At 66.5% G+C, this 22,282-nt stretch carries 25 protein-coding genes and 2 pseudogenes; 16 read left to right on the top strand and 11 right to left on the bottom strand.

Annotation, left to right across the window (positions count from 1 at the left end; translation table 11 throughout):
- Positions 1-56: 56 nt before the first annotated feature.
- Both OWM54_RS23890 and OWM54_RS23885 read right to left on the bottom strand, forming a co-directional pair.
- Positions 57-779: a YebC/PmpR family DNA-binding transcriptional regulator gene (locus OWM54_RS23890; RefSeq protein WP_141324285.1), complete on the bottom strand. Its 723-nt coding sequence runs from the start codon at positions 777-779 to the stop codon at positions 57-59.
- 244 nt (positions 780-1,023) lie between these two features.
- Positions 1,024-1,434 carry a DUF962 domain-containing protein gene (locus OWM54_RS23885; RefSeq protein ID WP_223751197.1) on the bottom strand — a complete coding sequence of 137 codons (411 nt, stop codon included), beginning with the start codon at positions 1,432-1,434 and terminating at the stop codon, positions 1,024-1,026.
- A gap of 377 nt (positions 1,435-1,811) precedes the next feature.
- On the opposite strand from OWM54_RS23885, the gene OWM54_RS23880 reads away from it, so the two are divergent.
- From OWM54_RS23880 to OWM54_RS23865, 4 genes are all read left to right on the top strand, one after another.
- A complete protein-coding gene (locus OWM54_RS23880) occupies positions 1,812-2,531 on the top strand; it encodes a hypothetical protein (protein ID WP_267698982.1) in 720 nt (239 codons plus the stop codon).
- Between the two features lie 25 nt (positions 2,532-2,556).
- Positions 2,557-2,931, top strand: coding sequence for a hypothetical protein (locus OWM54_RS23875; RefSeq protein WP_267698981.1), 375 nt, complete (start codon positions 2,557-2,559; stop codon positions 2,929-2,931).
- Between the two features lie 136 nt (positions 2,932-3,067).
- A complete protein-coding gene (locus OWM54_RS23870; RefSeq protein ID WP_267698980.1) occupies positions 3,068-4,225 on the top strand; it encodes a hypothetical protein in 1,158 nt (385 codons plus the stop codon).
- A gap of 113 nt (positions 4,226-4,338) precedes the next feature.
- Positions 4,339-4,710 (top strand): hypothetical protein, encoded by a 372-nt coding sequence (locus OWM54_RS23865; RefSeq protein ID WP_267698978.1) that lies wholly within the window; start codon positions 4,339-4,341, stop codon positions 4,708-4,710.
- A 9-nt stretch (positions 4,711-4,719) separates the two neighbouring features.
- Here OWM54_RS23865 and OWM54_RS23860 read toward each other — a convergent pair whose 3' ends face one another.
- The 3 genes from OWM54_RS23860 to OWM54_RS23850 are packed head-to-tail and all read right to left on the bottom strand — an operon-like array spanning position 4,720 to position 6,646.
- Positions 4,720-5,490: a class I SAM-dependent methyltransferase gene (locus OWM54_RS23860; RefSeq protein WP_267698977.1), complete on the bottom strand. Its 771-nt coding sequence runs from the start codon at positions 5,488-5,490 to the stop codon at positions 4,720-4,722.
- Positions 5,491-5,535: 45 nt separating this feature from the next.
- Positions 5,536-5,997 (bottom strand): acyl-CoA thioesterase, encoded by a 462-nt coding sequence (locus OWM54_RS23855; protein WP_267698976.1) that lies wholly within the window; start codon positions 5,995-5,997, stop codon positions 5,536-5,538.
- Positions 5,936-6,646: a hypothetical protein gene (locus OWM54_RS23850; RefSeq protein ID WP_267698975.1), complete on the bottom strand. Its 711-nt coding sequence runs from the start codon at positions 6,644-6,646 to the stop codon at positions 5,936-5,938. Before OWM54_RS23850 ends, OWM54_RS23855 begins: the two co-directional genes overlap by 62 nt.
- Before the next feature lie 91 nt (positions 6,647-6,737).
- On the opposite strand from OWM54_RS23850, the gene OWM54_RS23845 reads away from it, so the two are divergent.
- The 5 genes from OWM54_RS23845 (at position 6,738) to OWM54_RS23825 (ending at position 13,899) form a co-directional block, all read left to right on the top strand.
- Positions 6,738-7,130, top strand: a complete 393-nt coding sequence (locus OWM54_RS23845; protein ID WP_267698974.1) for a cupin domain-containing protein — start codon at positions 6,738-6,740, stop codon at positions 7,128-7,130.
- Positions 7,120-8,970, top strand: coding sequence for a metallophosphoesterase (locus OWM54_RS23840; RefSeq protein ID WP_267698973.1), 1,851 nt, complete (start codon positions 7,120-7,122; stop codon positions 8,968-8,970). Before OWM54_RS23845 ends, OWM54_RS23840 begins: the two co-directional genes overlap by 11 nt.
- Before the next feature lie 65 nt (positions 8,971-9,035).
- Entirely contained in the window at positions 9,036-10,649 is a 1,614-nt protein-coding gene (locus OWM54_RS23835) for a glycine--tRNA ligase (RefSeq protein WP_267698972.1), read from the top strand.
- Positions 10,650-10,782: 133 nt separating this feature from the next.
- Positions 10,783-11,262, top strand: a complete 480-nt coding sequence (locus OWM54_RS23830; protein WP_267698969.1) for a hypothetical protein — start codon at positions 10,783-10,785, stop codon at positions 11,260-11,262.
- A 204-nt stretch (positions 11,263-11,466) separates the two neighbouring features.
- Positions 11,467-13,899, top strand: a complete 2,433-nt coding sequence (locus tag OWM54_RS23825) for an ABC transporter permease (protein ID WP_267698968.1) — start codon at positions 11,467-11,469, stop codon at positions 13,897-13,899.
- Positions 13,900-13,903: 4 nt separating this feature from the next.
- Here the strand turns inward: OWM54_RS23825 and OWM54_RS23820 are convergent, their stop codons facing one another.
- Together OWM54_RS23820 and OWM54_RS23815 are read right to left on the bottom strand one after the other, a co-directional pair.
- A complete protein-coding gene (locus OWM54_RS23820) occupies positions 13,904-14,476 on the bottom strand; it encodes a YdeI/OmpD-associated family protein (RefSeq protein ID WP_267698967.1) in 573 nt (190 codons plus the stop codon).
- A complete protein-coding gene (locus tag OWM54_RS23815; RefSeq protein ID WP_223751206.1) occupies positions 14,463-14,894 on the bottom strand; it encodes a VOC family protein in 432 nt (143 codons plus the stop codon). Before OWM54_RS23815 ends, OWM54_RS23820 begins: the two co-directional genes overlap by 14 nt.
- Before the next feature lie 82 nt (positions 14,895-14,976).
- On the opposite strand from OWM54_RS23815, the gene OWM54_RS23810 reads away from it, so the two are divergent.
- The gene (locus OWM54_RS23810) at positions 14,977-15,696 is read left to right on the top strand and encodes a helix-turn-helix transcriptional regulator (RefSeq protein ID WP_267698966.1); all 720 of its coding nucleotides are present in this window, start codon (positions 14,977-14,979) and stop codon (positions 15,694-15,696) included.
- A 60-nt stretch (positions 15,697-15,756) separates the two neighbouring features.
- Here the strand turns inward: OWM54_RS23810 and OWM54_RS23805 are convergent, their stop codons facing one another.
- On the bottom strand, positions 15,757-16,047 hold the full coding sequence (locus OWM54_RS23805) for a hypothetical protein (protein WP_267698965.1): 291 nt from the start codon (positions 16,045-16,047) through the stop codon (positions 15,757-15,759).
- 259 nt (positions 16,048-16,306) lie between these two features.
- Here OWM54_RS23805 and OWM54_RS23800 point away from each other — a divergent pair, with 259 nt between their 5' ends.
- Genes OWM54_RS23800 through OWM54_RS23790 form a run of 3 tightly spaced genes read left to right on the top strand, consistent with a single transcriptional unit; the run spans position 16,307 to position 18,396 of the window.
- Complete coding sequence (locus OWM54_RS23800) at positions 16,307-17,071, top strand: dCTP deaminase domain-containing protein (protein ID WP_267698964.1); 765 nt, start codon at positions 16,307-16,309, stop codon at positions 17,069-17,071.
- Between the two features lies 1 nt (position 17,072).
- Positions 17,073-17,423: a MazG nucleotide pyrophosphohydrolase domain-containing protein gene (locus tag OWM54_RS23795; protein ID WP_267698963.1), complete on the top strand. Its 351-nt coding sequence runs from the start codon at positions 17,073-17,075 to the stop codon at positions 17,421-17,423.
- Positions 17,416-18,396, top strand: coding sequence for a hypothetical protein (locus tag OWM54_RS23790; protein ID WP_267698962.1), 981 nt, complete (start codon positions 17,416-17,418; stop codon positions 18,394-18,396). The genes OWM54_RS23795 and OWM54_RS23790 overlap by 8 nt, the downstream gene beginning before the upstream one ends.
- Before the next feature lie 30 nt (positions 18,397-18,426).
- On the opposite strand, the pseudogene OWM54_RS23785 reads toward OWM54_RS23790, so the two are convergent.
- Positions 18,427-18,642 (bottom strand): annotated as a pseudogene (locus OWM54_RS23785) (IS5/IS1182 family transposase); the annotation flags it as partial.
- A 64-nt stretch (positions 18,643-18,706) separates the two neighbouring features.
- Between OWM54_RS23785 and tnpA the strand changes: the two are divergent.
- The 3 genes and pseudogenes from tnpA to tnpC all read left to right on the top strand — a co-directional run bounded on the left by tnpA (position 18,707) and on the right by tnpC (position 20,918).
- A complete protein-coding gene (gene tnpA, locus OWM54_RS23780; protein ID WP_267696649.1) occupies positions 18,707-19,042 on the top strand; it encodes an IS66 family insertion sequence element accessory protein TnpA in 336 nt (111 codons plus the stop codon).
- Positions 19,042-19,353 (top strand): annotated as a pseudogene (gene tnpB, locus OWM54_RS43415) (IS66 family insertion sequence element accessory protein TnpB); the annotation flags it as partial. The gene tnpA and the pseudogene tnpB, both read left to right, overlap by 1 nt.
- A gap of 86 nt (positions 19,354-19,439) precedes the next feature.
- Entirely contained in the window at positions 19,440-20,918 is a 1,479-nt protein-coding gene (gene tnpC, locus OWM54_RS23775; RefSeq protein WP_267696650.1) for an IS66 family transposase, read from the top strand.
- A 42-nt stretch (positions 20,919-20,960) separates the two neighbouring features.
- On the opposite strand, the gene OWM54_RS23770 is transcribed toward tnpC, so the two are convergent.
- A complete protein-coding gene (locus tag OWM54_RS23770) occupies positions 20,961-21,158 on the bottom strand; it encodes a hypothetical protein (RefSeq protein WP_267698961.1) in 198 nt (65 codons plus the stop codon).
- Positions 21,159-21,497: 339 nt separating this feature from the next.
- Positions 21,498-22,205, bottom strand: coding sequence for a dTMP kinase (gene tmk, locus OWM54_RS23765; RefSeq protein ID WP_267698960.1), 708 nt, complete (start codon positions 22,203-22,205; stop codon positions 21,498-21,500).
- Positions 22,206-22,282: the final 77 nt, after the last annotated feature.

Below are 22,282 nucleotides of genomic sequence, written 5' to 3'. Positions count from 1 at the left end.
GGAGACGGGGGCGCTCATCACGAGCGCCCGCTCGCGTCCCGGGCCGCGACGACGGCTCAGCCCAGGTTGTGGAACACGCGCTGGACGTCGTCGTCCTGCTCCAGGGCGTCGACGAGCTCAAGCACCTCGGTGGCCTTGTCCTCGGGCAGTTCGATGAGGTTCTCCGCGATGTACTCGGAGTCGGCGGAGATGGGCGCCAGCCCCTTCGCCTCGATGGCCGCCTGGAGCTTGCCGAAGTCCGCGAAGTCACACCGGATGATGAGCTGCTTCTCCCCCTTCTCGCCCGTGCCCTCGCCCATCTCCTGCAACCCGTGGTCGATGAGCTCCAGCTCCAGCTCCTCCTGGTTGAGGCCCTCCGGGTTCAACCGGAACACCCCCATGCGCTTGAACATGAACCCCACGCTGCCCGTGGTGCCCATGTTCCCGCCGTTCTGGTTGAAGTGCATCCGCACGTTCGCCACCGTGCGCACCACGTTGTCCGTGGCCGTCTCCACCAGCAGCGCGATGCCGTGAGGCCCATAGCCCTCGTAGAGGACGATTTCGTACTGCGTCGCCGTCTGGCCGCTGGCGCGCTTGATGGCCGCCTCGACCTTGTCCTTCGGCATGTTCGCCGCGCGCGCGTTCTGCAACACCCGCCGCAGCGTGGAGTTCGAGTCCGGGTTGGGCCCGCCGGCCTTCACCGCGATCGCAATGTCCTTGCTGATGCGCGTGAAGACCTTCGCCATCTTGTTCCAGCGGGCCATCATCGTGGCCTTGCGTGTCTCGAAAATGCGTCCCATGGGTCGAGCGACTCGCGAAGAGAGGGGGCGCCAGGCGCGCCCCAGGTGAAGAAGGGTGGTTGCTGTAAAGGGCCCGGCCAATCTAGCGCAACTCGGCTGGAGCGCCCGCGCTTCGTGTGCGGGGCGGCGTCCTCCCGACGTTCGACCCGGGGACGACACGCACGGGCGCAGGCCCCCGAGGGCCCACGCACCCGCCGTCATCCACCCGGAAGACAGGGCCCGTCGACGACGGGCCCCAAGGACTTCAGCGGACCTGCTGCGCCGCCGCCTGGGGCGCCGGCCGGGACGCGGGGGCCATGCTGTTGGCGCCCGTGCCCTGCGCACCGTTGGCGAAGGCGCGCTCCATGTGCGCGTCGAGCTGCCCCACGGCCATCAGCCCCGCCATCCGGAAGTCCGAGATGAACGACCACAGCGGGTACTTGAAGCTCGCCGGCTTGTTCTTCTCGATGAAGAAGTGGCTGAACCACGCGAAGCCGTATGCCGAGACCAGCGCCGCCGGAATCAGCGCCGCGCGCCCCATGGCGATGGCCGCGATGCCCGTGGCCACGCCCAGGCTGGTGCCCACGAAGTGGAACCGGCGCGTCACGGGCAGCGAGTGCTCGCGCAGGTAGAACGGCCAGAACTCGGCATAGGTCTGGAGGGTGGGCTTGGACATGAAGTGAAGTTGTGTCCAGGCAGGGGCTCGGCGTCAACCCGCTTCAAGTAGGCCCCTGTAGGCAAATCACCACCGCAGGCCTACTCCTCTCCAAAGCAGGCGGCCGGGTAAACGGCCTCTCCCCTAGTGACACAGCGACTATCGAGCCATTCTCAACTGTAGCCAACCTTAAGTTCGAGAAAGGGGCATGACGCACAGCTAGGTCCTTGTCGTACGGGGAGAGTGAGGTAAATTCCTTTCTCAGCATGTCGCACTCAGCAACACTTCCCCCACCATTGTCACTGCCACTGGGCCCAGGGCTCGTCGCGCTCTTTGAGACGCTCCTGGCCTTCTTCGCGAGCGATGCGCCACGCATCACAGCTCAACAGCACGCAGTAATGGAGCAAGCAATCGCTCAGGTTGGGACTTACGGGCCATACCTCTTAGAGGCAACCGACCGGAAGGATCTCCAATCAAGGGTCGATATCCTTATCGAAGATCGCCGCTTTCATGACGACATCCTGCTATTCGTCAATCAACTGCTTGACTCGAACCTTCTCGACGACTTTACGACGCTTCTGACGGTTGAGACAAAGGAAGTTCCAGACTGGACATCGGCGCTCGGTCTCGCAGCACAGCCATCCCTGTACAAGGCTCACTTATGCTTGCAGGAGATCGTTTTGTGCATGAGCGACATTGCGAAACAACAAGAAATCGCTATCGCAACAGGCCTGCCTACATCCTTCTCGGAAGACTACGATCCACTAGCATTTCTAAGCGATACGGCAACACCTGTTCCTATAGCGCAGGCACTGCTCTCAATGTTTCGAGTCAATGCGCTTCAAACTGCGGTGGGCACAGTGCTTATCCAGCCGAGAAATATCGAGCCTTGGCTTGGACTCGCAATTGCGGAGTCCCTTGCAGAAAACTCTCGAAGCATGCTGGCACTGTTCGCAGCAATAACTGGAGCTGACCTACCCATCAGCATCTTGCCTCCAGAAGAGCGGCTCGACATCCAGCAGCTGGTGCAACAAGGCCACGCCCTGCGTGACGCCTACGAACAATTCCATGCGGACGCGGAGCGCTCGGGTGAATCGGTATACCCCTCCGCACGCTAAACCCTCGCTCCGCGAACGCGGGGTCGTGCTCGTCGAAATCAATGGCAAGCCACGCCCCGCCATCCTGGTCCAGTTCGCTCTGAACGAAGGTCGCGCCACGGTCCTCTGCGGGACCGGCACGCGCCGGACAGAATTGGCCGTCATCGAGGTGCCGTACCAGTCCGCCGCGGGAAAAGCCCTGCGCCTCGAGAAAGATACCTATTTCTATGCGGACCAGGTCAGGAGTGTCCGCACCAGCCACCTCCAGGCTTGTGAGGGTCACTGCTCTCCCTCACTGTTCCTTCAAGTCCGCATCCTGGTGGATGGTGCGATGTCGGCGCTGTCGCATCAGCAACTCACCAAGGACCTCGCGGAGGGCGCGGCGCCCGACCCCATCGTCAGCGCGGGTGGACCTGGCTGAAAGGGCTTGTCGGGTCACGTGTGTCGACGACTGACCACTGCCGCCCTCCTACAGTTTTGCGCTGCGCTGGCAACCCGAGCATCGCGAAGGCGACCCGACTCCCCTGAACGCACGGGTCGTGGGAGACTCGGGAGCAATGACGGATTGGATTCCCAAGCCGAACCCGACGGTGGACCTGCGCACGCTGGTGCTCAGCCCGGAGGAGGGCTTCGTGCTCTCGCGGCTCGACGGCGCCACGGCGGCCAGGAACCTCCCCGCGCTCACCGGGCTGCCCCCCGAGCGACTCCAGGGCATCCTCACCCGGCTCGTCTCCCAGGGCGCCCTGCTGCCCCTCGCCACGACCCCCGGGCCCGCCCCCGGGATCAACCCTCCCGGCCCGCCGCGGGCGTCCGCCCCCGCCGTGAGCCCCGGCTACGAGCCCCTCGCCCCCACCGCGCCCCACACGCCGCCGGACGAGGAGCTCCCCACGCTGGAGCTGCTCCCGCAGGAGGCCGACGCGGGTGACTCCGACGTCCTGGAGACCTCCGAGTCCGACGTCGTCCCCGCCGAGCCCCCCGATTCCGAGGCCGACGCCGAGGACGTGCCCGAGGTCGCGCTGGGCAACTTCCGCCAGCTCTTCGAGACGCGGTTGCATCCGCACCCCGAGGACCAGCGCGTCGCGCTGGCGCACACCGCGCAGGACCCGGAGCTGTCCGCGCTGTGCTTCGACCCGCTGCCGTCCGTCATCAAGGCGGTGATGGAGAATCCCCGTGTCGGGCTCGCCCATGCGCGCCTCATCGCGCGCAACCACCGCAACCCCGTGGGCCTGGAGTCGCTCTGCGCCCGCGCGGCCTTCGCGGCGGACACGGGCGTGCGGCGCTGGCTCGTGCGCAACCCGCAGCTCCCCGCCAGCCTGTTCCGCAGGCTCTGGAGCGCGCGCCGGTTGATGGAGCTGTACAAGGTGACGGTGGACCGCGACGTGCCCGAGTCCACGCGGCGCTCGTCGCGCGAGGTGCTCCGTCAGCGCTTCACCACCGGCCCCTCGGAGGAGAAGGTGGAGCTCATCCTCAACACCGAGGGCCGCGCGCTCGCGTCGCTCATCGGCATGTCCGTGGATGGGAAGACCGCGTCACTGCTGTGCGGACGCACCTACCGCTCGCCCATGCTCATCCAGAACATCGCGCGCTGGAGCGCCGCGCCCCCGGCCCTCATCGCCCACCTGCTCAAGCAGGAGGCCGTGCGAAGGCAGCCGCAGCTGCGCATGCTGCTCACCCGCCACCCCAACGCCCCCGCCGAGGCCCGCCGCAGCGGCTGAATCCCACCCGTCCCGGGTTTACCCAATCGTCATTGTGTATAATCCGTATTTCATGCTTAACATGAACCACCTGCGCGCAGCGTTTGTCATTCGACTCGCAGGGGGGAGACCGCATGAAGACGAAGAGCCTGATGTACGCGCTGGGATTGGTGACGGCCGTGAGTGCCCCGCTGGCCGCCGAGGCCGCGTGTCCGTACACCTCCATCCAGGTGCGCGTGCAGCCCAACACGTCGACGCCGTGGTCGCAGAGCGCCACCGTCGCCAACGGGACGAACGTCCACATCGGCGTCTTCTACAACGGCTGGGGCACCCCGGTCGCCAGCGGCACGGTGGATGTCTACGCCGTGGAAGGCTCGCTCTCCATCCCGCTGGGCTCGGGCTGGGAGTACTGGTGGAACCCCGGCCGCAAGTCGCGCTGGTCCTTCTATGCCTATTGCCGGGGAGGCGTGGTGAGCAACGACTCCTCGACGGTGACCTGGAACTGAGACACGGCCTCACGGTCTGCGCGCGGTGAGGATGGGCTGATAGAAGCCCGTCTCCTCCGGCGAATACCAACGCGTGTCGACGAGCCCCGCCCGTGTCAGCGCGCGCTCCACCTCCACCCGCTGGAGCGCGCGATACACGCCAGTGTGCTCCGTGGCCTGCCAGCCCTTGCCCTCGGGGCGCAGGATGAACTGGTGGACCGTGTACGTCCTGCCGTCAGCGGCCCAATCCCAGACCTGGAAGAGGATGCGTCGGCCCTCGGGCGCGTCGAGCACCCGCTCCGACGTGAAGCGTGGCTGGTCGGCCATCAGCGCGTCGTAGTCGCGCACGCTCAGCGCCAGCAGGCCCCCGGGCGCGAGCTTGGAGGCCATCGCATGCGCGGCGGCGTCCAGGTCCTCATCCGTGAGCAGGTGCGGCACCGCGTTGTCGAACGCGAGCACCACCTGGAACATCCCCGACACCTGCGTGTCCAGCGTCCGCATGTCCGCGACGCCGGTGGTGAGGGTGACGCCCAGGGTGCGCGCCTCGCGCTCGGCGCGGGCCACGGCGGCGGGGCTGAGGTCCGTGGCGTGCACCACGTAGCCGCGCCCCGCGAGCCCCAGCGCCTGCGTGCCGATGCCACACGCGCAATCCAACACCCGACGCGGCGGAGGCGCGCCGCACCGACGCAGCAGCGCGTCCAGCGCGGCGCCCTGGCGCTCCACCGTCTGGGCCCAGTTGGCGAAGAGCAGGTGATACTCCTCGGCGAGCCCGTCGTAGAACTCGAGCACGGACTCAGCCATGCGCGCGCTCCTCGACGACGTGCGTCCTGGTGACGGCCGGGGGACTCATGGGCCGAACGTCCGCCCCTCCAGCGCCTCGATGGCGACGCGCACGGGGGCGGGCAACGGCACCGGCTCGTTCTTGACGTAGTCGAGGGTGACGATGACGGCGGTGCCCTTCGTGTAGAGCGTGCCGTCCTCCTCGCCGAACACGGCGTGCTCCAGCGTGACGGAGGTATTGCCGATGCGCGAGACGCGGGCGCTGGCGACCAGGCGCACGGGGAAGACGACGGGGCGCACGTACTCGGCCTGGGTGGCCTTGAGGATGGGGCCGACGCCTCCCTGGATGCGCGTCTCGCCGGCGCCCGAGGGGCCCGTCATGCCGATGCGGGCGAGGTAGGCGATGCGTGCGGTCTCGAACCACGTGAAGGTGCGAGCGTTGTTCGCGTGGCCGAACGCGTCCATTTCACTCCAGTGCAGGGTGAAGGGGACGACGACGGGGAAGTCCTTGGGGGTGAGGTCCGCCATGGCGGGCAGGGTGCCCCACTCGCGGCCATGAGGGAACGAAGAACACCGCCTGCCTGCTCTCCAGCCAGGGGCCGGTGTCGTGATAATCCAGCAACACGATGAGTCCACGACTCCTGATGTCCGCGCTGGCCCTCACGGGCCTCGGTATCAACCCGCCCGCCTGGGCGAGTGAGGCCTCCTCGGAGGTCATGGCCGCGACGGGGGCTCGCATCAGCTCCGTGCCCGAGTGGACCGTCTCACCGAACATCACCGCGCGACGCTGGGTCGCGAGCCCGGAGTCCATCGAGTCCGTCGCGGCCACCACGACGAGCGCCGTCGGCAGGGCGGCATCCACGCCAGGTGTCACGGCGCCAGCCTGGGCCGCCGCGCCGGGCACCGTCGCGCCGAGCATCACCGCGCAACGCTGGGTCGTCAGGGCCGTCACGCCGGGCCTCGCCGCGACCGAGACCTCGGCCCCGACCTCGTCCACGCAGAACGTCACTCCGCCGCACTGGAGCGCGGCGCCGAGGACCGCGGCACCGAGCATCAACGCGCAACGCTGGTCCGCCGCGCCGAGCACCACCGCGCCGGGCTCTACGCCAAGCACCACCGCGCCCAGCGCCGCTGCACCGAGCACCACCGCGCCCGGCTTCTCCGCACCAGGCTCCACTCCGAGCACTACCGCACCGGGCTCTACGCCAAGCACCACCGCGCCCGGCTCCGCTGCGCCGAGCCCGCGCCCTGCGGAAGCGAAGCCCACGGTGCGCCACCGCGTCACGGCCGCCGAGGCTCCGCGCCACATCATCGCGAACGGCAAGGGCCGCGCGACGCTGTTCCTCAACGAGTCCACCGGCGCCACCGCCGCGTCGCTGACGCTCCTGGAACTCCAGCCCGGCGGCGAGGTCCCCGAGCACACGCACGAGTCGAGCGCGGAGATTCTCTACATCGAGGACGGCGCCGCCGACATGACGGTGTCCGGCCAGACGTTGCGCGTGAGCAAGGGGGACGCCGTCTACATCCCCGCGGGCGCGAAGCACTCCGCCCGCGTGGTGTCGCCCGGCGCGCCCTTCAGGGCCGTGCAGGTCTACGCGGGCCCGGGCCCCGAGCAGCGCTTCACGCAGGGCCCCCGGGAGAACGCCCCTCATGGCCGCTGAGCGCGAATCCTCGGCGGCGCGCCAGCGGAACGAGCCCTCCCAGCCTCCCACCGACTCGACACCAGTCGAGCGTCCGCACCTCGTCCCGTCCCGCAACGAGACCGCCCTCATCTCCGACAGCGGCACGGCCACCCATCCCCAGCGCCACGCCCCCATGGTGCGCTGGCTGCACCCGTCGCAGCTGATTCGCACGGGCCTGGACGCGGTCGTCGCCGCCGTCTTCGGCGCCCGCGCGGACCATCGCCTCATCGAGGCCGTGGTGCGCCCACAGGTCCCCTACTTCGACTACTCCGAGGAGACGCGCCCCCAGGGAGACTTCTGGCTCGACTACGTCTCCGACACCGGCGACGGCTGGGACTCCACGTACACGGTGGCGCGGCTGCTCGCGCTGCCCGAGCTGAAGCTCCCCGTGCGAGGCCAGCCCCGCGTCGGCGAGTTCGAGACCGAGCGTGGCCGCGTCCTCATCTTCGGCGGCGACGGCGTGTACCCCGGCGCCAGCCGCGAGGCCTACGAGGAGCGCCTCATCCAGCCGTACGAGGCCGCCATGCGGCGCTCCGTCGCGCCCAACCCGGACCTGTTCGTCATCCCGGGCAACCACGACTGGTACGACGGCCTGTCCGCCTTCATGCGGCTGTTCTGCGCCAACCGCTGGATTGCGGGCCGACGCACGCGGCAGAGCCGCAGCTACTTCGCGCTCAAGCTGCCGCATCGCTGGTGGCTCATCGGCACGGACGTGCAGCTCAACAGCGACATCGACGTGCCCCAGGTGGAGTACTTCCGCCAGGTGGCCGACAGCATGGGCCCCGACGACCGCGTCATCCTGTGCAACGCGGAGCCCGCGTGGATTCTCGCCGCCACGCAGCGGCGCAAGGGCAGCTACCTGGAGAACAACCTGGAGTACCTCCAGGAGAAGGTGCTCGGCCGGCGCATCAGCATCTTCCTCGCGGGTGACCTGCACCACTACCGCCGCCACGAGGACCCTGCGGGCCGGCAGAAGATCACGGCCGGCGGCGGCGGCGCCTTCATGCACCCCACGCACGCGCCCAAGGCGCACGTGCTGCGCGACGGCTACCGGCTGGAGAAGAGCTTCCCCGACGAGCGCACCTCACGCGCGCTCGCCAGGAAGAACCTGTTCCTCATCCGCTACAGCCCGCTGTTCGGCCTGATGACGGGCGCGCTGTACCTGCTGCTCGCGCTGGCCGCGTACGCGGAGGTGGGCTCGCTGGGCTTCTCCCAGCTGGGCGACGTCATCATGGCCGTGGCCAACAGCATGGTGAGCCGCCCGTGGACCATGGTGCTGGGCCTGGGCACCATCGGCGGGCTCATCGGCCTGGCCGACGCCGCGTTCGGGAAGTTCCGGTGGCTCGCGGGCACGCTGCACGGCGTGGCCCACATCCTCGCGGCGTTCTTCGTCGCGTGGGGAGGCACGTACCTGGCGGTGAGCGGGATGGGCATCTGCCCGGACCTGACGCCGGACGGCCTCAACTGCACGGCGGGCTGGGCGCACCTGGCGGGCAAGTTCCTGGTGTCCTCGGCGCTCACCTTCCTGGGTGGCTTCCTGGTGGGCCCCTTCGTCATGGGGTTGTACCTGTGGCTGAGTGTCAACCTGTTCGGGGCCCACTCGAACGAGGCGTTCATCTCGTTGGCGCTGCCGGACTGGAAGAACTTCCTGCGCCTGCACATCGACGAGAAGGGACAGCTCACCGTCTACCCGGTGGGTATCGAGCGGGTGCCGCGCCGGTGGAAGCGCACGCATGCGGGGCCTCACGCCCCGGCGTACGAGCCGGATGACGCCAAGGCCACGCCTCCGGCGCTCATCGAGCCGCCCATCCGCGTCTAGGGTCCGCGGCTTCCGGGAACGGTGTAGCCTCCGGGGCTCACCGCTCACGAAGGAGCCGTACGCCGATGGCCGCACAGACGATGGAGCAGCTGGTTTCCCTGTCCAAGCGCCGGGGCTTCATCTTCCCGGGCTCCGCCATCTACGGGGGCCTGCAGGGCACGTACGACTACGGTCCGCTCGGCGTCGAGCTGAAGAACAACCTGAAGCTGGCCTGGTGGCGCGCCAACGTCTGGGAGCGCGAGGACATGGAGGGCATCGACGCCTCCATCCTCATGAACAAGCTCACGTGGCGCTATTCGGGGCACGAAGAGACCTTCGTGGACCCGATGGTGGACTGCAAGGGCTGCAAGATGCGCTGGCGCGCGGACCAGATCGCCGGCAAGTGTCCCAGCTGCGGCAGCGCGGAGCTGACCGAGCCGCGCCCCTTCAACCTGATGTTCAAGACGCAGGTGGGGCCGGTGCCGGACCCGGAGTCCTTCTCCTATCTGCGCCCGGAGACGGCGCAGGGCATCTTCCTCAACTTCAAGCACGTGCTCGACTCGACGTCGCGCAAGCTGCCCTTCGGCATCGCGCAGATGGGCAAGTCCTTCCGCAACGAAATCACGCCGCGCAACTTCATCTTCCGCGTGCGTGAGTTCGAGCAGATGGAGATCGAGTTCTTCGTGAAGCCCGGCGAGGACGAGGCATGGCACCAGAAGTGGGTGGAGGACCGCATCAACTGGTGGCTGTCGGTGGGGTTGTCCAAGGACAACCTGGTGCCGTACCACCAGAAGGCGAACGAGCTGGCGCACTACGCGAAGGCGACGGTGGACCTGCTCTACCGCTTCCCGCACGGGCTGGAGGAACTGGAGGGCATCGCGAACCGGACGGACTACGACCTGGGTTCGCACAGCAAGGACCAGGGCTCGCTCGGGTTGAAGGCGCGGGTGGCGCCCAACAGCCACAGCACGGAGAAGCTCACGTACTTCGACGCGGAGACGAAGCAGCACGTGGTGCCGTTCGTCATCGAGCCGTCGGCGGGCGTGGACCGCGGGGTGCTCGCGGTGTTGAGCGAAGCGTACGCGGAGGAGCAGGTGAAGCCCGCGCCGGCGGACCGGCTCAAGCCGGTGGAGGAGGCGCTGGGCACGTTCCTCAAGTCCGTGAGCCGCAACGAGAAGCTCACGGCGGACGCGAAGAACGCGCTGCTCGCGGAGGGTGAGCGAATCTCCGGCGCGCTGGGCGAGCGGCTCGCGTCGATAACGGGGCTGTTGTCGATGCCGGGGGCGGAGAGCATCGAGGTGGCGAAGAAGCTGCGCGGCCAGGTGGACCCGGTGGTCGACGAGTTCTACCGGACGGTGCTGCACTTCAAGCCGCGCCTGGCGCCCATCAAGGTGGCGGTGTTGCCGCTGAAGAAGAACCACGCGGGCATCGTGGACGTGGCGAAGGGCATCCGCCGCCGGCTCCAGTCCTCGGGCTCGATGCGCGTCGTGTACGACGACACGGGCGCCATCGGGAAGCTGTACCGGCGGCAGGATGAAATCGGGACGCCCTTCTGCGTCACGGTGGACTTCGACACGCTGGGGGACGGAAAGGACGCGTCCACCAAGGACACCGTCACCGTGCGCCACCGCGACTCCATGGCCCAGGAGCGCGTCGCGATCTCCGAGCTGGAGGGCTACCTGCGCGAGAAGATGGGCTGAGCCAGGCTGTCCCCGTGTGCCTGCGGGCACACGGGTTGGCCAGGTCAGGTCGTCACGGAGGCATCTTCGAGAGGGCAGTGGCCGCAGGCGCCTGTCCAACGGAGGTCGACTGATGTCGTCAGGCTCCCCATCGATGCAGCTTGAACTCCGCAGCGCCCACGTGCCCGGGGAAGGCAACGAGCGTCGGCCCCTGGCAGCGCTCTGCGAAGATGAGCCTCACGTTCATGGCGAATTGGCGTGGACCCTCGGCGAGCGACGCGTGCCCTGCATGGGCTTCTGGGGACCGGACGATGTGTGCCTCGGGCAGTGGTGGGACGAACTCACCAGGGCCGTAGCGGCACTTTCCGACGGACAGCCCTACACCCTCGACACGTGCGAGCAGGGCGACCCCGCCTTCCTCTTCGAGCGCACGGACGCGTCCCTCTACCTCTCCATCGTCGCCGGCACAGGGGGTGGCGCCCCACATCCCGATTGGCAGAACGCGGCGTTTGCCTGGGACGACCTGGGCGCGGCACTCCGGCGCTTCAAGCAGGACTTGCGGCAGCTTCTCGAGCTGGGCGGCCCACCCGTGTTGCCAGAGGAGTGGAAGAAGCGTTTTTCAGAACAGGTGTGACAGGAGCGCATCGTCGAGCCGCCCACCTGTCCGGACTTGACGGGGTACCTCCACAGGCAACCGTCCTCCCAGGACGTGTCACCTCCGAACAGGGCTCGTCCCACAAGCGCACAACGGGTACACCCTGAGGCTGGCGGGCCCGTCGTCACATCGCGCCCTTGGGGCGGATGGGGCGTTGGCACGCGATTGGCTCTGAGGTCGCCCATGCCTTCCTTCCTCCAGGACCTGCGCCACGGCTTCCGCTCCCTGCGCCGCAGCCCGGGCTTCACCCTGGCCACGGTGCTCGCGCTGGCCTTCGGCATCGGCGCGAACACGCTGCTCTTCAGCGTGGTGAGCGCGCTGCTCCTGCGCCCGCTCCCCCTCCCCCAGCCCGAGCAGCTCGTCTCCGTGTGGGGCTTCGACCCACGCGAGCCCGACGGCAACAACGCCCTGTCCCGCCTGGACTCCGAGGACCTCCGGCAGAAGGTGAAGGCCTTCGCCGCGTTCGCCGTCTACGACACCGGCGGCTTCACCCTCACCGGCCCCCACCAGGAACCCGAGCGGGTGGAGGGCGCGGCGGTGTCGGAGGACTTCTTCCGCGTCGCCGGCGTGCGCCCCGTGCTCGGCCGGACGCTCGAGGACCCCGAGTTCCAGCTCAACGGCCCGCGCGCCGTGGTGCTCTCGCACGGCCTCTGGACCCGACGCTTCGGCGCGGACCCGAGCGTGCTCGGCCGCACGATGGAGCTGGACGGCAACACCTACGAGGTCGTCGGCGTGATGCCCGAGGGCTTCGACTTCCCCCGGGAGGACTCGCAGGAGCCCGTCGGCCTGTGGGCCCCGCTGTCCGCGCGCGACTTCGTCCGCTCCAACTGGGAGAGCCGCGGCACCCACCTGCTCTCCGGCGTGGCCCGGCTGGCCCCGGGCTTCAACGCCGAGCAGGCCCACCAGGAGGCCCAGGGCGTGATGCGGGCCCTGTCGCAGACGTACCCGGACACCAACACCCAGGCGAGCGTGAGCGTGCGCGGCCTGCAGGAGCGCCTGTCCCAGAAGACCCGCCGCCCCGCGCTCCTGCTGCTCGGCGCGGTGGCGCTGCTGCTGCTCATCGCCTGCGTCAACGTGGCGCAGCTGCTCCTCGCCCGCGCGATGACCCGGCAGCAGGAGTTCGCCGTGCGCGCCGCGCTGGGCGCGGGCAAGGGCGCGCTCGCCCGACAGCTGCTGGCGGAGGGCTCGCTGCTGGCCCTGGCGGGAGGCGCGCTGGGGTTGCTCCTGGGCCTGTGGGGCACGGACATGCTGAGCGCGATGCTGCCGGAGTCCGTGCGTCAGGTGCAGGCGGTGCGCGTGGATGGGCGCGCGCTGGCGTACACGGCGGCGCTGGTGCTCGCGGTGTCGCTGATGTGCGGCCTCGCACCGCTGGGCACCGCGCTCAAGGCCAACCTGGGCGGCCTGCTCCAGAGCACGCGCGGCACGAGCGCGAACAAGGCGGCGCTGCGCTGGCGCGCGATGCTCGTCTCCACGCAGGTGGCGCTCGCGCTGGTGCTGCTGGTGGGCGCGGGGCTGCTGGTGCGCAGCGCGCAGCGGCTGGCCGACGTGGACCCGGGCTACCGGCCCGACGGCGTGTCGCTGATGGGCGTCAACCTCCCGGCCGCGCGCTACCCGCGGGACACGATTGCGACCTTCTACGAGCGACTGCTGGAGCAGGTGCGCGCGCAGCCGGGCGTGGAGGCCGCGTCGCTGGTGACGCCGGGCATCGTGACGGGCGGCGCCATCGGCCTGTCGCTGGAGCTGCCGGGCAAGCCCTCGCCCTCGGGGGAGAAGCTCGTCACCGGCTACCGGGCGATGAGCGATGGCGTCTTCGCCACGCTGGGGATTCCGCTCAAGCAGGGGCGGGACTTCACGCGGCAGGACACCGCGGACGCGCCGCCGGTGGTCGTGGTGAACGAGTCCTTCGCGCGGCGCCACTTCCCCAACGAGGACGCCATCGGCAAGCGGGTCGTCATCGCCTTCGGCCGCCCGCTCAAGGAGCGTGAAATCGTGGGCGTGGTGGGGGATGTCCGCGCGCGCGCGCTGGACGAGCCCGCGGAGCCGGAGCTGTACGCACCGCTCGCCCAGACGCCCTGGGCCATGACGTCCGTGGTGGTGCGCAGCAAGCTCCCGCTGGAGCGCGTGACGGCGTTGGTGAAGGGCGAGATGCGGCAGCTCGACTCGCAGCTGACGCTGCCGAAGACGACGACGCTGGCGCTGGGCCTGGAGCGCTCGGTGGCGGACCGGAGCTTCCAGCGGGTGCTCCTGCTCGCCTTCGCGGTGTCGGCGGTGGCGCTGGCCTCGCTCGGCATCTACGGGTTGATGGCGTACAGCGTGGCGCAGCGTCGACGGGAGCTGGGCATCCGCCTGGCGCTGGGGGCGCTGCCCTCGGACGTGGTGCGGCTGGTGATGAAGCAGGCCCTGCGGATGTGCGCGCTGGGCCTGGGCGTCGGGCTCGCGCTGGCGCTCGGGCTGTCGCGGCTGCTGGAGGGCCTGCTGTACGACGTGAGCGCCACGGACCCGCTGACCTTCCTCGCCGTGCCGCTGCTGCTGCTCACCGTCGTCTCGCTGGCGAGCTGGCTGCCCGCCCGCCGCGCGTCGAAGGTGTCGCCCGGCGTGGCCATGTCCGCGGACTGAAGTCTCACTCCGCCGCGTCGAGCTCCGCGACGACGCGGCGGACCTGGCCTTCGCGCCCCTTCTGGGTCCTCGCCGTCAGCACCTTGAGGACCAGCCCGTACCGCCGCGTCCTGCCGAGCGCCTCGAACGCCCGCGCCGCCCGAGGGCTCTCCGCCAGCGCCGCCGTGAGGTCCTCCGGCACCGTGGCGTTCTTCTGCGACTCGTAGGCCGCGTCCCAGCGCCCATCCGCCTTCGCGGCCTCGACCTCCGCGAGCCCCGAGGGCCGCATCCGGCCCGCGCGCGTGAGTGCCTCCACCTTGCGCACGTTCACACAGGACCAGCGGCTGCGCGGCCGGCGCGGGACGTACTTCTGCAGGTAGAAGCGCGCGTCGAGCGACTTGCGCTGCCCCGAAATCCACCCGAAGCACAGCCCCACGTCGACCGCCTCGTCATCGGTGAGCGAGGCAATCTGCGTCCCCTTCTTCGCGAGCTTCAACCAGACCCCTGCGGACGCATCGACGTGCGTCTGGAGCCAGGCCTCGAACTCCGCCGCGCCCCGGAACGCAATCACCGGCGCCCCTCCTTCAGCGCTGGCCATGGGCGCCTCCCAGCACGTCCAGGTAGTGGCGGTTGAACATCAGGCCCAGCACGTTCCCGAACGGGTCGGTGACCGACGCCGTGACGAAGCCCGGCCCGCGCTCGGTGACGCCATCCAGGAGCTGCGCCCCCATCGCGAGCACCCGCGCGAGCGTCCCCGCGATGTCGTCGACGTGCCAGTAGACCACCGTCCCGCCCTGAGCCGTGGCGAGCCCCGGCGGCGCGAACCTCCGGTCGATGATGCCCAGCTCGTGCTGGTAGTCGCCGATGCGGAACTCCACATACCCGGGCCCGCGCCCCACGTCCTCGCTGCGGAAGTAGGGCTGCATGCCGAGCAGCTCCGCGTACCAGCGCGTCGCCGCCTGGAGGTCATCCGCCCAGAGGTTGAAGGTGCACATTCCGCGCAAGGTGTGGGTCATGGCGTTTGTCTCCGTGTGTCCTGGCCGCGCTCGTTCGCGACCCCATGAACATGGCCCCAGAACGTGACAGAATGAGTCACCTTTGAAGCGCGAGCCCGTCACCGACCGTCTGGACCGGGTCCTGGGCCTCCTCGCCTCCCGCCCGTCCTGGACGGCCCCGGAGCTGGCGGAGGAGCTGGGCGTCTGCGTGCGCACCATCCGGCGGGACTTGTCCCGGCTCTCCGCGCGCGGCGTCCCCATCGAGTCGGACGCGGGCCGGGGCGGCGGCATCCGCGTCCCGCCGAGGACAGGGCTCGGGCGCGTGCAGCTCAACGCCCAGGAGCTGCTCGACCTGCTGCTCGCCCTGGCGCTCGCCGAGCGGCTCGAGTCCCCGCTCCTGCTCTCGACGCTCAAGAGCCTGCGCCAGAAGCTCGCCGCGTCGTTCCCACCCGAGGAGCGCGCCCGCGTCGGCAAGCTGCGCCAGCGCATCCTCGTGGGCCCCACCGCGCGCAGCATCAGCGCGACGTGGAAGCCCCCCCGGGCCGCGGTGCTGCGCCCCCTCCAGGAGGCCTTCTTCGAGCAGCGCGCGCTGGAGCTGACCTACCGCGCGAGCGACACGAGCACGGTGCGCGTCGTGGAGCCCCCCTACCTCCTGCTCAGCTGGCCCGCGTGGTACCTGCTCGTCTGGGACCACCTGCGCGGAGCGGTGCGCATGCTCCGCGTCGACCGCATCGAGGCCGCGAGCCTCCAGGCCGCGACGTTCCAGGTGCGCGACTCGGAGTCCATGATTGCCACCCTCGGCGACATCTTCGCGGCGCTCTGAGCAGCCCCCAGAGCGACCCCCATCGCCCGCGTCACCACTCCAGACACTCCTCGATGCATATCAAGGCACCTCACGCGAGAACGACGCCAGGACGGCACGTCCCTGTTTCCAAGCATTCACCACCAACATGTAGTCGAGTTTGTCTACCGCCCCATCACTCTCCACATCTGCGGAGGCGGGCGTCGGCGGAACAGGGAAGTCGAGGTAAGTCAGGGCGTGCTGGAGATCCACCCGGTCCACGCCTCCACCCTGATTGGTGGCCCCCAACACCGGCAGGGGTTGGTTGTGCGTAAAGCGTCCGCCGATGGCCCGCGCGACGATGTGGAGGAAGGCCAGGAAGTTCGACAACACCGACTAGGTCAACCCCAAGCTCACGTAGTTGTCGAAGGCATCCACGCCGAAGACCAGCGTATGCTCCGAGCCGTCCTCGCGCAGCGGGATCCCCGCCTTCAGCATGTTGCGCACGGTCCTCTGCCAAAAAAACCAGATCGGGTCAAAACAGACACCCGCACCAACTAACGCCCAGTGCATGGGGACAGTCACCACCAACACCCTCCATGCTACTCTCATCCTACGACTTGCTTTAGAATGAGGACATGGAGAACGAACGATGACTCTAAGCGACACCGACATCAGAGACGCAATGGCGCACGGCCAATTAATCAAGAACGGCGACGCAAAACAGCTCTCCGGTGCATGCTACGAACTGCGTCTCGGAAACGTCTACTATGACTTAACGGAAAGCGACCACCCAATCAAATTAACACCAGGCCAAGACGCACTCATCAAGCCAGGGCACCGCGTAGTACTCATTACGCACGAAGAACTCGACGTTCCGGAAGACGTAGTCACACGAATCGCCAGCAAAGGCTCTCTATTCAGCATCGGACTAAGTCCCGTTGCCACTTATGCCGATCCTGGATTCTCCGGAAACATCGGAATTGTCACTCAAAACATCAGCAACAAATACATCCTACTGCCGCAACTCGAACCGATAGCCAAGGCTGACTTTACAAAATTGACAACTCCAGCGGAACGCCCGTACCTCGGCCAACACGGATTCCGGACCCAGATCTGGCCAATAAAACATCAACTCCAGAAATCATACAAAGAGATAGCAAAAGACCCTCGAGTCCGTAGCGAACAGGAGGAGGGGTATCTACTCCTTCCTCATGCGACGGCCGCGGTGATACGACGACTAGAGAAACGACGCATATACGTCGATAGCGCAATTTTGTTTGCAGTACTCTTCAATGCGCTCATAATATTCATGGTGGGAAATGAATTCCTCACCAACATTCAAGGACTCATTGGAAACCTTGTCGCAAGCGCGATTACTGGTATCTTTGTGTTCTCCACGAGGCGGATAGGATGATATGGAATTCTCAAAACTCATCGCGGATCAAATTGCTGCAGACAAGCGCCGTGGGTTTCAAGTCGACTTCGTCAGTGAAGCCGACCAGGTCACCCAACTTGAAATGGATCTCGTCGGACTCATGGGGGAAATCGGCGAGTTCGCCAACGTCCTCAAGAAGGTTCGCCTCACAATTGCTCACGCCAATTACAAGGGCCCCGCCCTCAGAGATGTCACTCCAGAACTCCGTGAGGAGTTAGCTGATGCGCTCATCTATCTGATACGTCTATCGACCGTCCTGAGTGGAGATCTAGAAAACGACCTGATCGACAAAATGAAGGCAAACGACGCCAGGTACAGTCCACTTGAGTAGCGGCAAGCTCAAATTCTTCGTCGGCCTCAACACAGGATACGTAACGCATGGCCACCCCGACGAAAGATATATAGAGTTCTATCGACGCCGTAGTTCTCCTGCGTTGCACTGCGCGATCATCGGCAATGTAGTGATTCCGGGTGGATTCGGCAGCAACACTAAAACTCCAACGCTCTCACACACACCAGTGTGGACAACGGTTGCCAGTGCCATCAAGGAACAAGGAACTCTTCCAGGCATCCAACTTGCCACGACATGGGAGGGCTATATCGGCTCGAAAAGCTTTCGACCATCGACAGCACATGAGACAATCGATCGTTCTCGACAGGTCGTCCGCCAACTCGGATCCAAAAAAATCACATCCATCCTCGGGTCACTCGACGACGCAACTAACATCGCCTTAGACGCAGGCTTTCGCCATCTTCAGATTCATGCAGCTCATGGCTATCTATTTAACTTACTGATTGATCACAGGCTCAATGAAAATGCCGCAGAGGTGCGAAGTCAACTGGCAAGATGGGCCATGCGCCTAACAGCAGTTCATGTGGAAACTTCAATCCGAATCTCACTGCGCAGTGGTGATGAGCATTTTGACGCCAATGGGCGCGACCTCTTCTATGAGCAAATTGCAGGACTTCCCTTCGACTTCATCGACGTCTCGTCGGGCTTCTACAATATCAACAAGCAGCTGATTTACCCCGGACGGCCTGACTTACTTCGAGCCCGTCGGGCTGAAACGATTGCGCTTGCCTGCCGGTTTCCCAGTCGACGCTTCATTCTATCGGGCCGAGCTTTGCTAGCATCTCAACAAGATCTCCCATCGAACTTACACATTGGACTTTGTCGAGACCTCATCGCGAATCCCAACTACCTAGCCGATACAAAAAAGGGCTGCGTCAACTCAGGCAAGTGCCACTACTTCTCTCGAGGAACTGACCAGCTAACCTGCGCCCAATGGACAGACGAGCCATGACCGAGGGCTTTCTTGCGACCAGAGGTGACCTCAGACTAGCCTCAAGAGGATGAGGAAGCACCCAAGGTGGAGGAAGCCGAGGAAGTTCTCCACCTTCACCTCGTAGCGAGTCACGAGACGACGGAAGTTCTGGAGCCGGTCGAAGAGTCGATCCACCTTCCATCGTCGTCGGTACCGGCGAAGCTCACGTCCATCCTGCGTATTCGTCTTGCGTCCGCGGCGGTGCGGGGCAATCAACTTCACTCCGCGCTCGGTAAGCGACCGACGGCCGGCGTCCTGAGCCGAGGTGGCTTCGCCGGTTCACTGGGGCATGAGACGCCCCAATCCGGATGAGTGGAAGCAGTTGGTGGAGGAGTTCGAGGCGAGCGGACTGACGCAGAAGGAGTTCGCGGTCCGGCACCAGGTCTCGCTCGGAGGCTTCCAGTACTGGCGGTACAAGAAGTCGCGGGCCACGCCGGTCCGGCGGTCCGAGACGGCAGGCCGTCCGCGAGCCGCGTTTCTTCCCGTGGAGGTGGTCGCATCCCCCGCGCCGCGAGTCCGAGAAGGACTGCTGCTCGAGGTGGCGCTGCCGCGCGGGCTCCTCCTGCGCTTCCCGGAGGGCACGCAGGCCGAGTACCTCGCGCACCTGGTGGCGGTGCTCGGCTGATGCTGCTGTTGCCCCGGGCGGTGCGAATCCTGCTGGCACGTGAGCCCGCCGACATGAGGAACAGCATCGATGGGCTGGCGGCGATTGTGCGTGCCGAGTGGAAAGAGAACCTCTACGCCGGCCACCTCTTCGTCTTCGTCTCGCGGCGAGGGGACAAGGTGAAGATTCTCTCCTGGGACGCGGGCGGCTTCGTCCTCACCTACAAGCGCTTGGAGCAGGGCCGCTTCCGCCTGCCTGCCTTCGTCGGGGACGCGTTGGGAGTGCAGTTGGACGCCACCCAGTTGTCCATGCTGCTGGACGGAATCGACGTCACGCACGTCCGCAGAGCAGGCAAGTGGGCGCCGCCCCCCGGTGCCGAGGCAATGCCCGCCACGGGTGGGCTGGTTCTCCCAGACAGATGGCAGCGCTCTCCCAGACGCACCAGTGCGAGTGGCGTGAGCGAGCCGAAGGGCTCGAGCGGGAGAACCTCACCCTCAAGCAGCGCATGGGCAGCATCGAATCCCAGCTCGCGCTCCTCCAGCGCACCGTCTTCGGCAAGAAGAGCGAGAAGCTCCCCCGTGTCGAGGACGAGCTGCGCAAGGCCCCGGGCGCGCCCCTCAGGTCGCGGGAAGCGACGCTGAAGGAGAGGCGCCTCAAGCGCGAGGCGCGCGCGACACTGCCCGAGAGGGTGATTCACCACCGTGTTCCCGACGAGGCCCGGCGGTGTCCGTCCTGCGGCGGCACGGAGCTCAAGCCGCTGGGCCCCGGCAAGCGCACCGAGCTCCTCGAGTATGTGCCCGCGCACGTGGAGCGGCAGGTCCACCTGCGAGAGACACTCGCCTGCCCGTGCGGTGCGGGCATTGTCACCGCGCCCGCGCCGAAGGCCATTGAGCAGGGCCGGTACGGCCCGGGCTTGCTGGCGCACGTGGTGACGGCGAAGTGCTGCGACTCGATTCCGCTGTATCGCCAGGCCAAGGCCCTCGCACGAGCGGGCATGCCCATCGCGCGCACCACGCTGTGCGACATCTTCCACGAGGTGGGCCGAGCCACGGCGCCGCTCGGCGAGCGCCTCTTGGCCCTGGTGGCAGAGGCCCGTCTGGTGCACGCCGACGAGACGCCCCAACGCGTGCTGGACGAGGGCAAGGCGCGCCGGGCATACGTCTGGACATTCCGCACCGACGAGCTCATCGCCTACGTCCACAGCGCCAGTCGCTCCGGCGTGACGCCCATGGACGTCCTCGGAGGAACCCAGGGCTACCTGCTGGTGGATGGCTATACGGGCTACAACCGCGTGACGTTGCCGGAGGGGCGGGTCCGCGTGGGCTGCTGGGCTCACGTGCGCCGCAAATTCTTCGACGCCCTGCCCACCGCCCCCGAGTCCAGGACGGCGCTCGACTTCATCCTCGCGCTGTACCACGTCGAGCACTCGGCCCGAGAGGCGGGGACGCTCGGCACGCAGGCGCACCTCCACGCTCGCCGCACGACCAGCGCGCGTGTCCTCGAGCAACTGGCCACGTGGGTGGATGAACAGCTTCCACTCCACCCGCCGAAGAGTCCTCTGGGCATGGCCCTTCGCTACACGAAGGGACAATGGGACGCCCTGACGCGATTTGTGGAGTGCCCCAGCCTGCCTCTCGACAACAACGCCGCGGAGCGAGCGCTACGCGCCATGGCCCTGGGCAGGAAGAACTATCTCTTCGTCGGCAATGACGAGGCAGGTCGCAACCTGGCGGGGCTGAGTTCCCTGGTCGCCACGTGCGAGGCCAACGGCGTCAACCCCGAGGCGTACCTCGCCGACGTGCTGATGCGCCTGGGCAGCCACCCCGCGTCACGCCTGGACGAGTTGCTGCCGCACCGCTGGCAACCGGCCTCTGCCTCCTCGCCAGACTCCTCCTGAAGTCACGCAGGCCTCGGCGTCGAAGAACTCGGTGCGCGGCTATCACGCGGCGCGAACGGAAGGGTGCACCCTTCGAACGCCGCCCGTCGGTCGGTTACCGCGCTCGTGCCACAGCCGCTCGTCGAGCTTGTCGGCGTCGTAGGCCTTGTCGTCGATGAGCCGCTCGGAAAGCTTGTCGATGAGGCTCTCGTCGAGCGTGGCTTCGAGAAGCCGGGTTTCGTGGGGAGAAGCAGCGCTCAAGAGAGCGTGGGCGTTCGCCCTGGCCGGTCCTCCCGCTTCAGCTTCCGCGCGGGAAGCAGCGGATCAATCAGGCTCCACTGTTCATTCGTCAGGTCCACCTGTCAGCTTCCAACATGGCCCATCCCCCATGTCGAACAGCGGCCCGCCCTGAGTCCTCATGCTTGCTCGCTCAATTCTGAGACCGCCTCTACTCACTACTCAACAGTTCGAGCAGAACGCTAACCGCCCCAAAAATGTCAGCAGCTTAGATTACAAATTGACTGACCGCACCTTTCGACACCCAACGAATCAGTCAAAAACCATGACAGAGAACACACAACATCCAAGCACCCCTGATTATCAATTCACGCCGCCTGGCGCAGGTCTCTTCGACGAATGAATAGGCGCAATCAATCTACGCCACAAATCGTCGTTACTCATAGCATCCCTACCCTTAAGCAAGCGCACACCGCCAGACACAATACTTCTTGTCGACAGCAAACCGCTATACAGCCTGTCGAGTATCGAGAGCGTCACATCATCGACTTCTCGTTCCCCGTCGACCCTAAATAGATAATTGAAATCCATTTCACCAAAGACTTTCGCCACTGCATTTAGATTCCCTTCCTCCTCGAAATGATTTCCTTTATCTCCGCGTTCCTGAATTCGACGTATACCTACCTTGGGAGCCACATCGATAATCACCAACAGATCTGGCAGCGGAGCGAATGCCTCATTCATTCGCAGCAACTCAGCAGGGTCCAAACCACGAGCTCCCTGATACGCTACCGTAGAAAAATAGTAGCGATCGACAATCACTATTTTACCTTCGGCCAGCGCAGGCACGAGAAGTTTCTGCACATGCTCTTGTCGGTCCTTGATAAAATAGGCGAGTTCTTCTTCAGCCGAGAGTCGACCGGATTGTGCTGACTCTCTTAGTTTTCGCCCCCAAGTTCCATCTGTGGGCTCTTTTGTTCTGACAACGTCTAATCCTGCGGCACTCAACAGAGTCGTCAGACGCTCTGCTTGAGTCGTCTTACCAGCCCCGTCAATTCCTTCGATGGCCACAAGCACACCACTTGTAAGTCGCATTGGCACCTACCCACCTTCGCCCAGGCAGCAGCCTGTGTCAAAAATCTGCATCC

Origin of the sequence: Myxococcus sp. MISCRS1 (assembly GCF_026626605.1) — a bacterium.
In the GTDB taxonomy this organism is placed as follows: domain Bacteria; phylum Myxococcota; class Myxococcia; order Myxococcales; family Myxococcaceae; genus Myxococcus; species Myxococcus fulvus.
The sequence above is the reverse complement of the archived record's forward strand: the minus strand, read 5'-3'. Positions and strand labels throughout refer to the sequence as shown.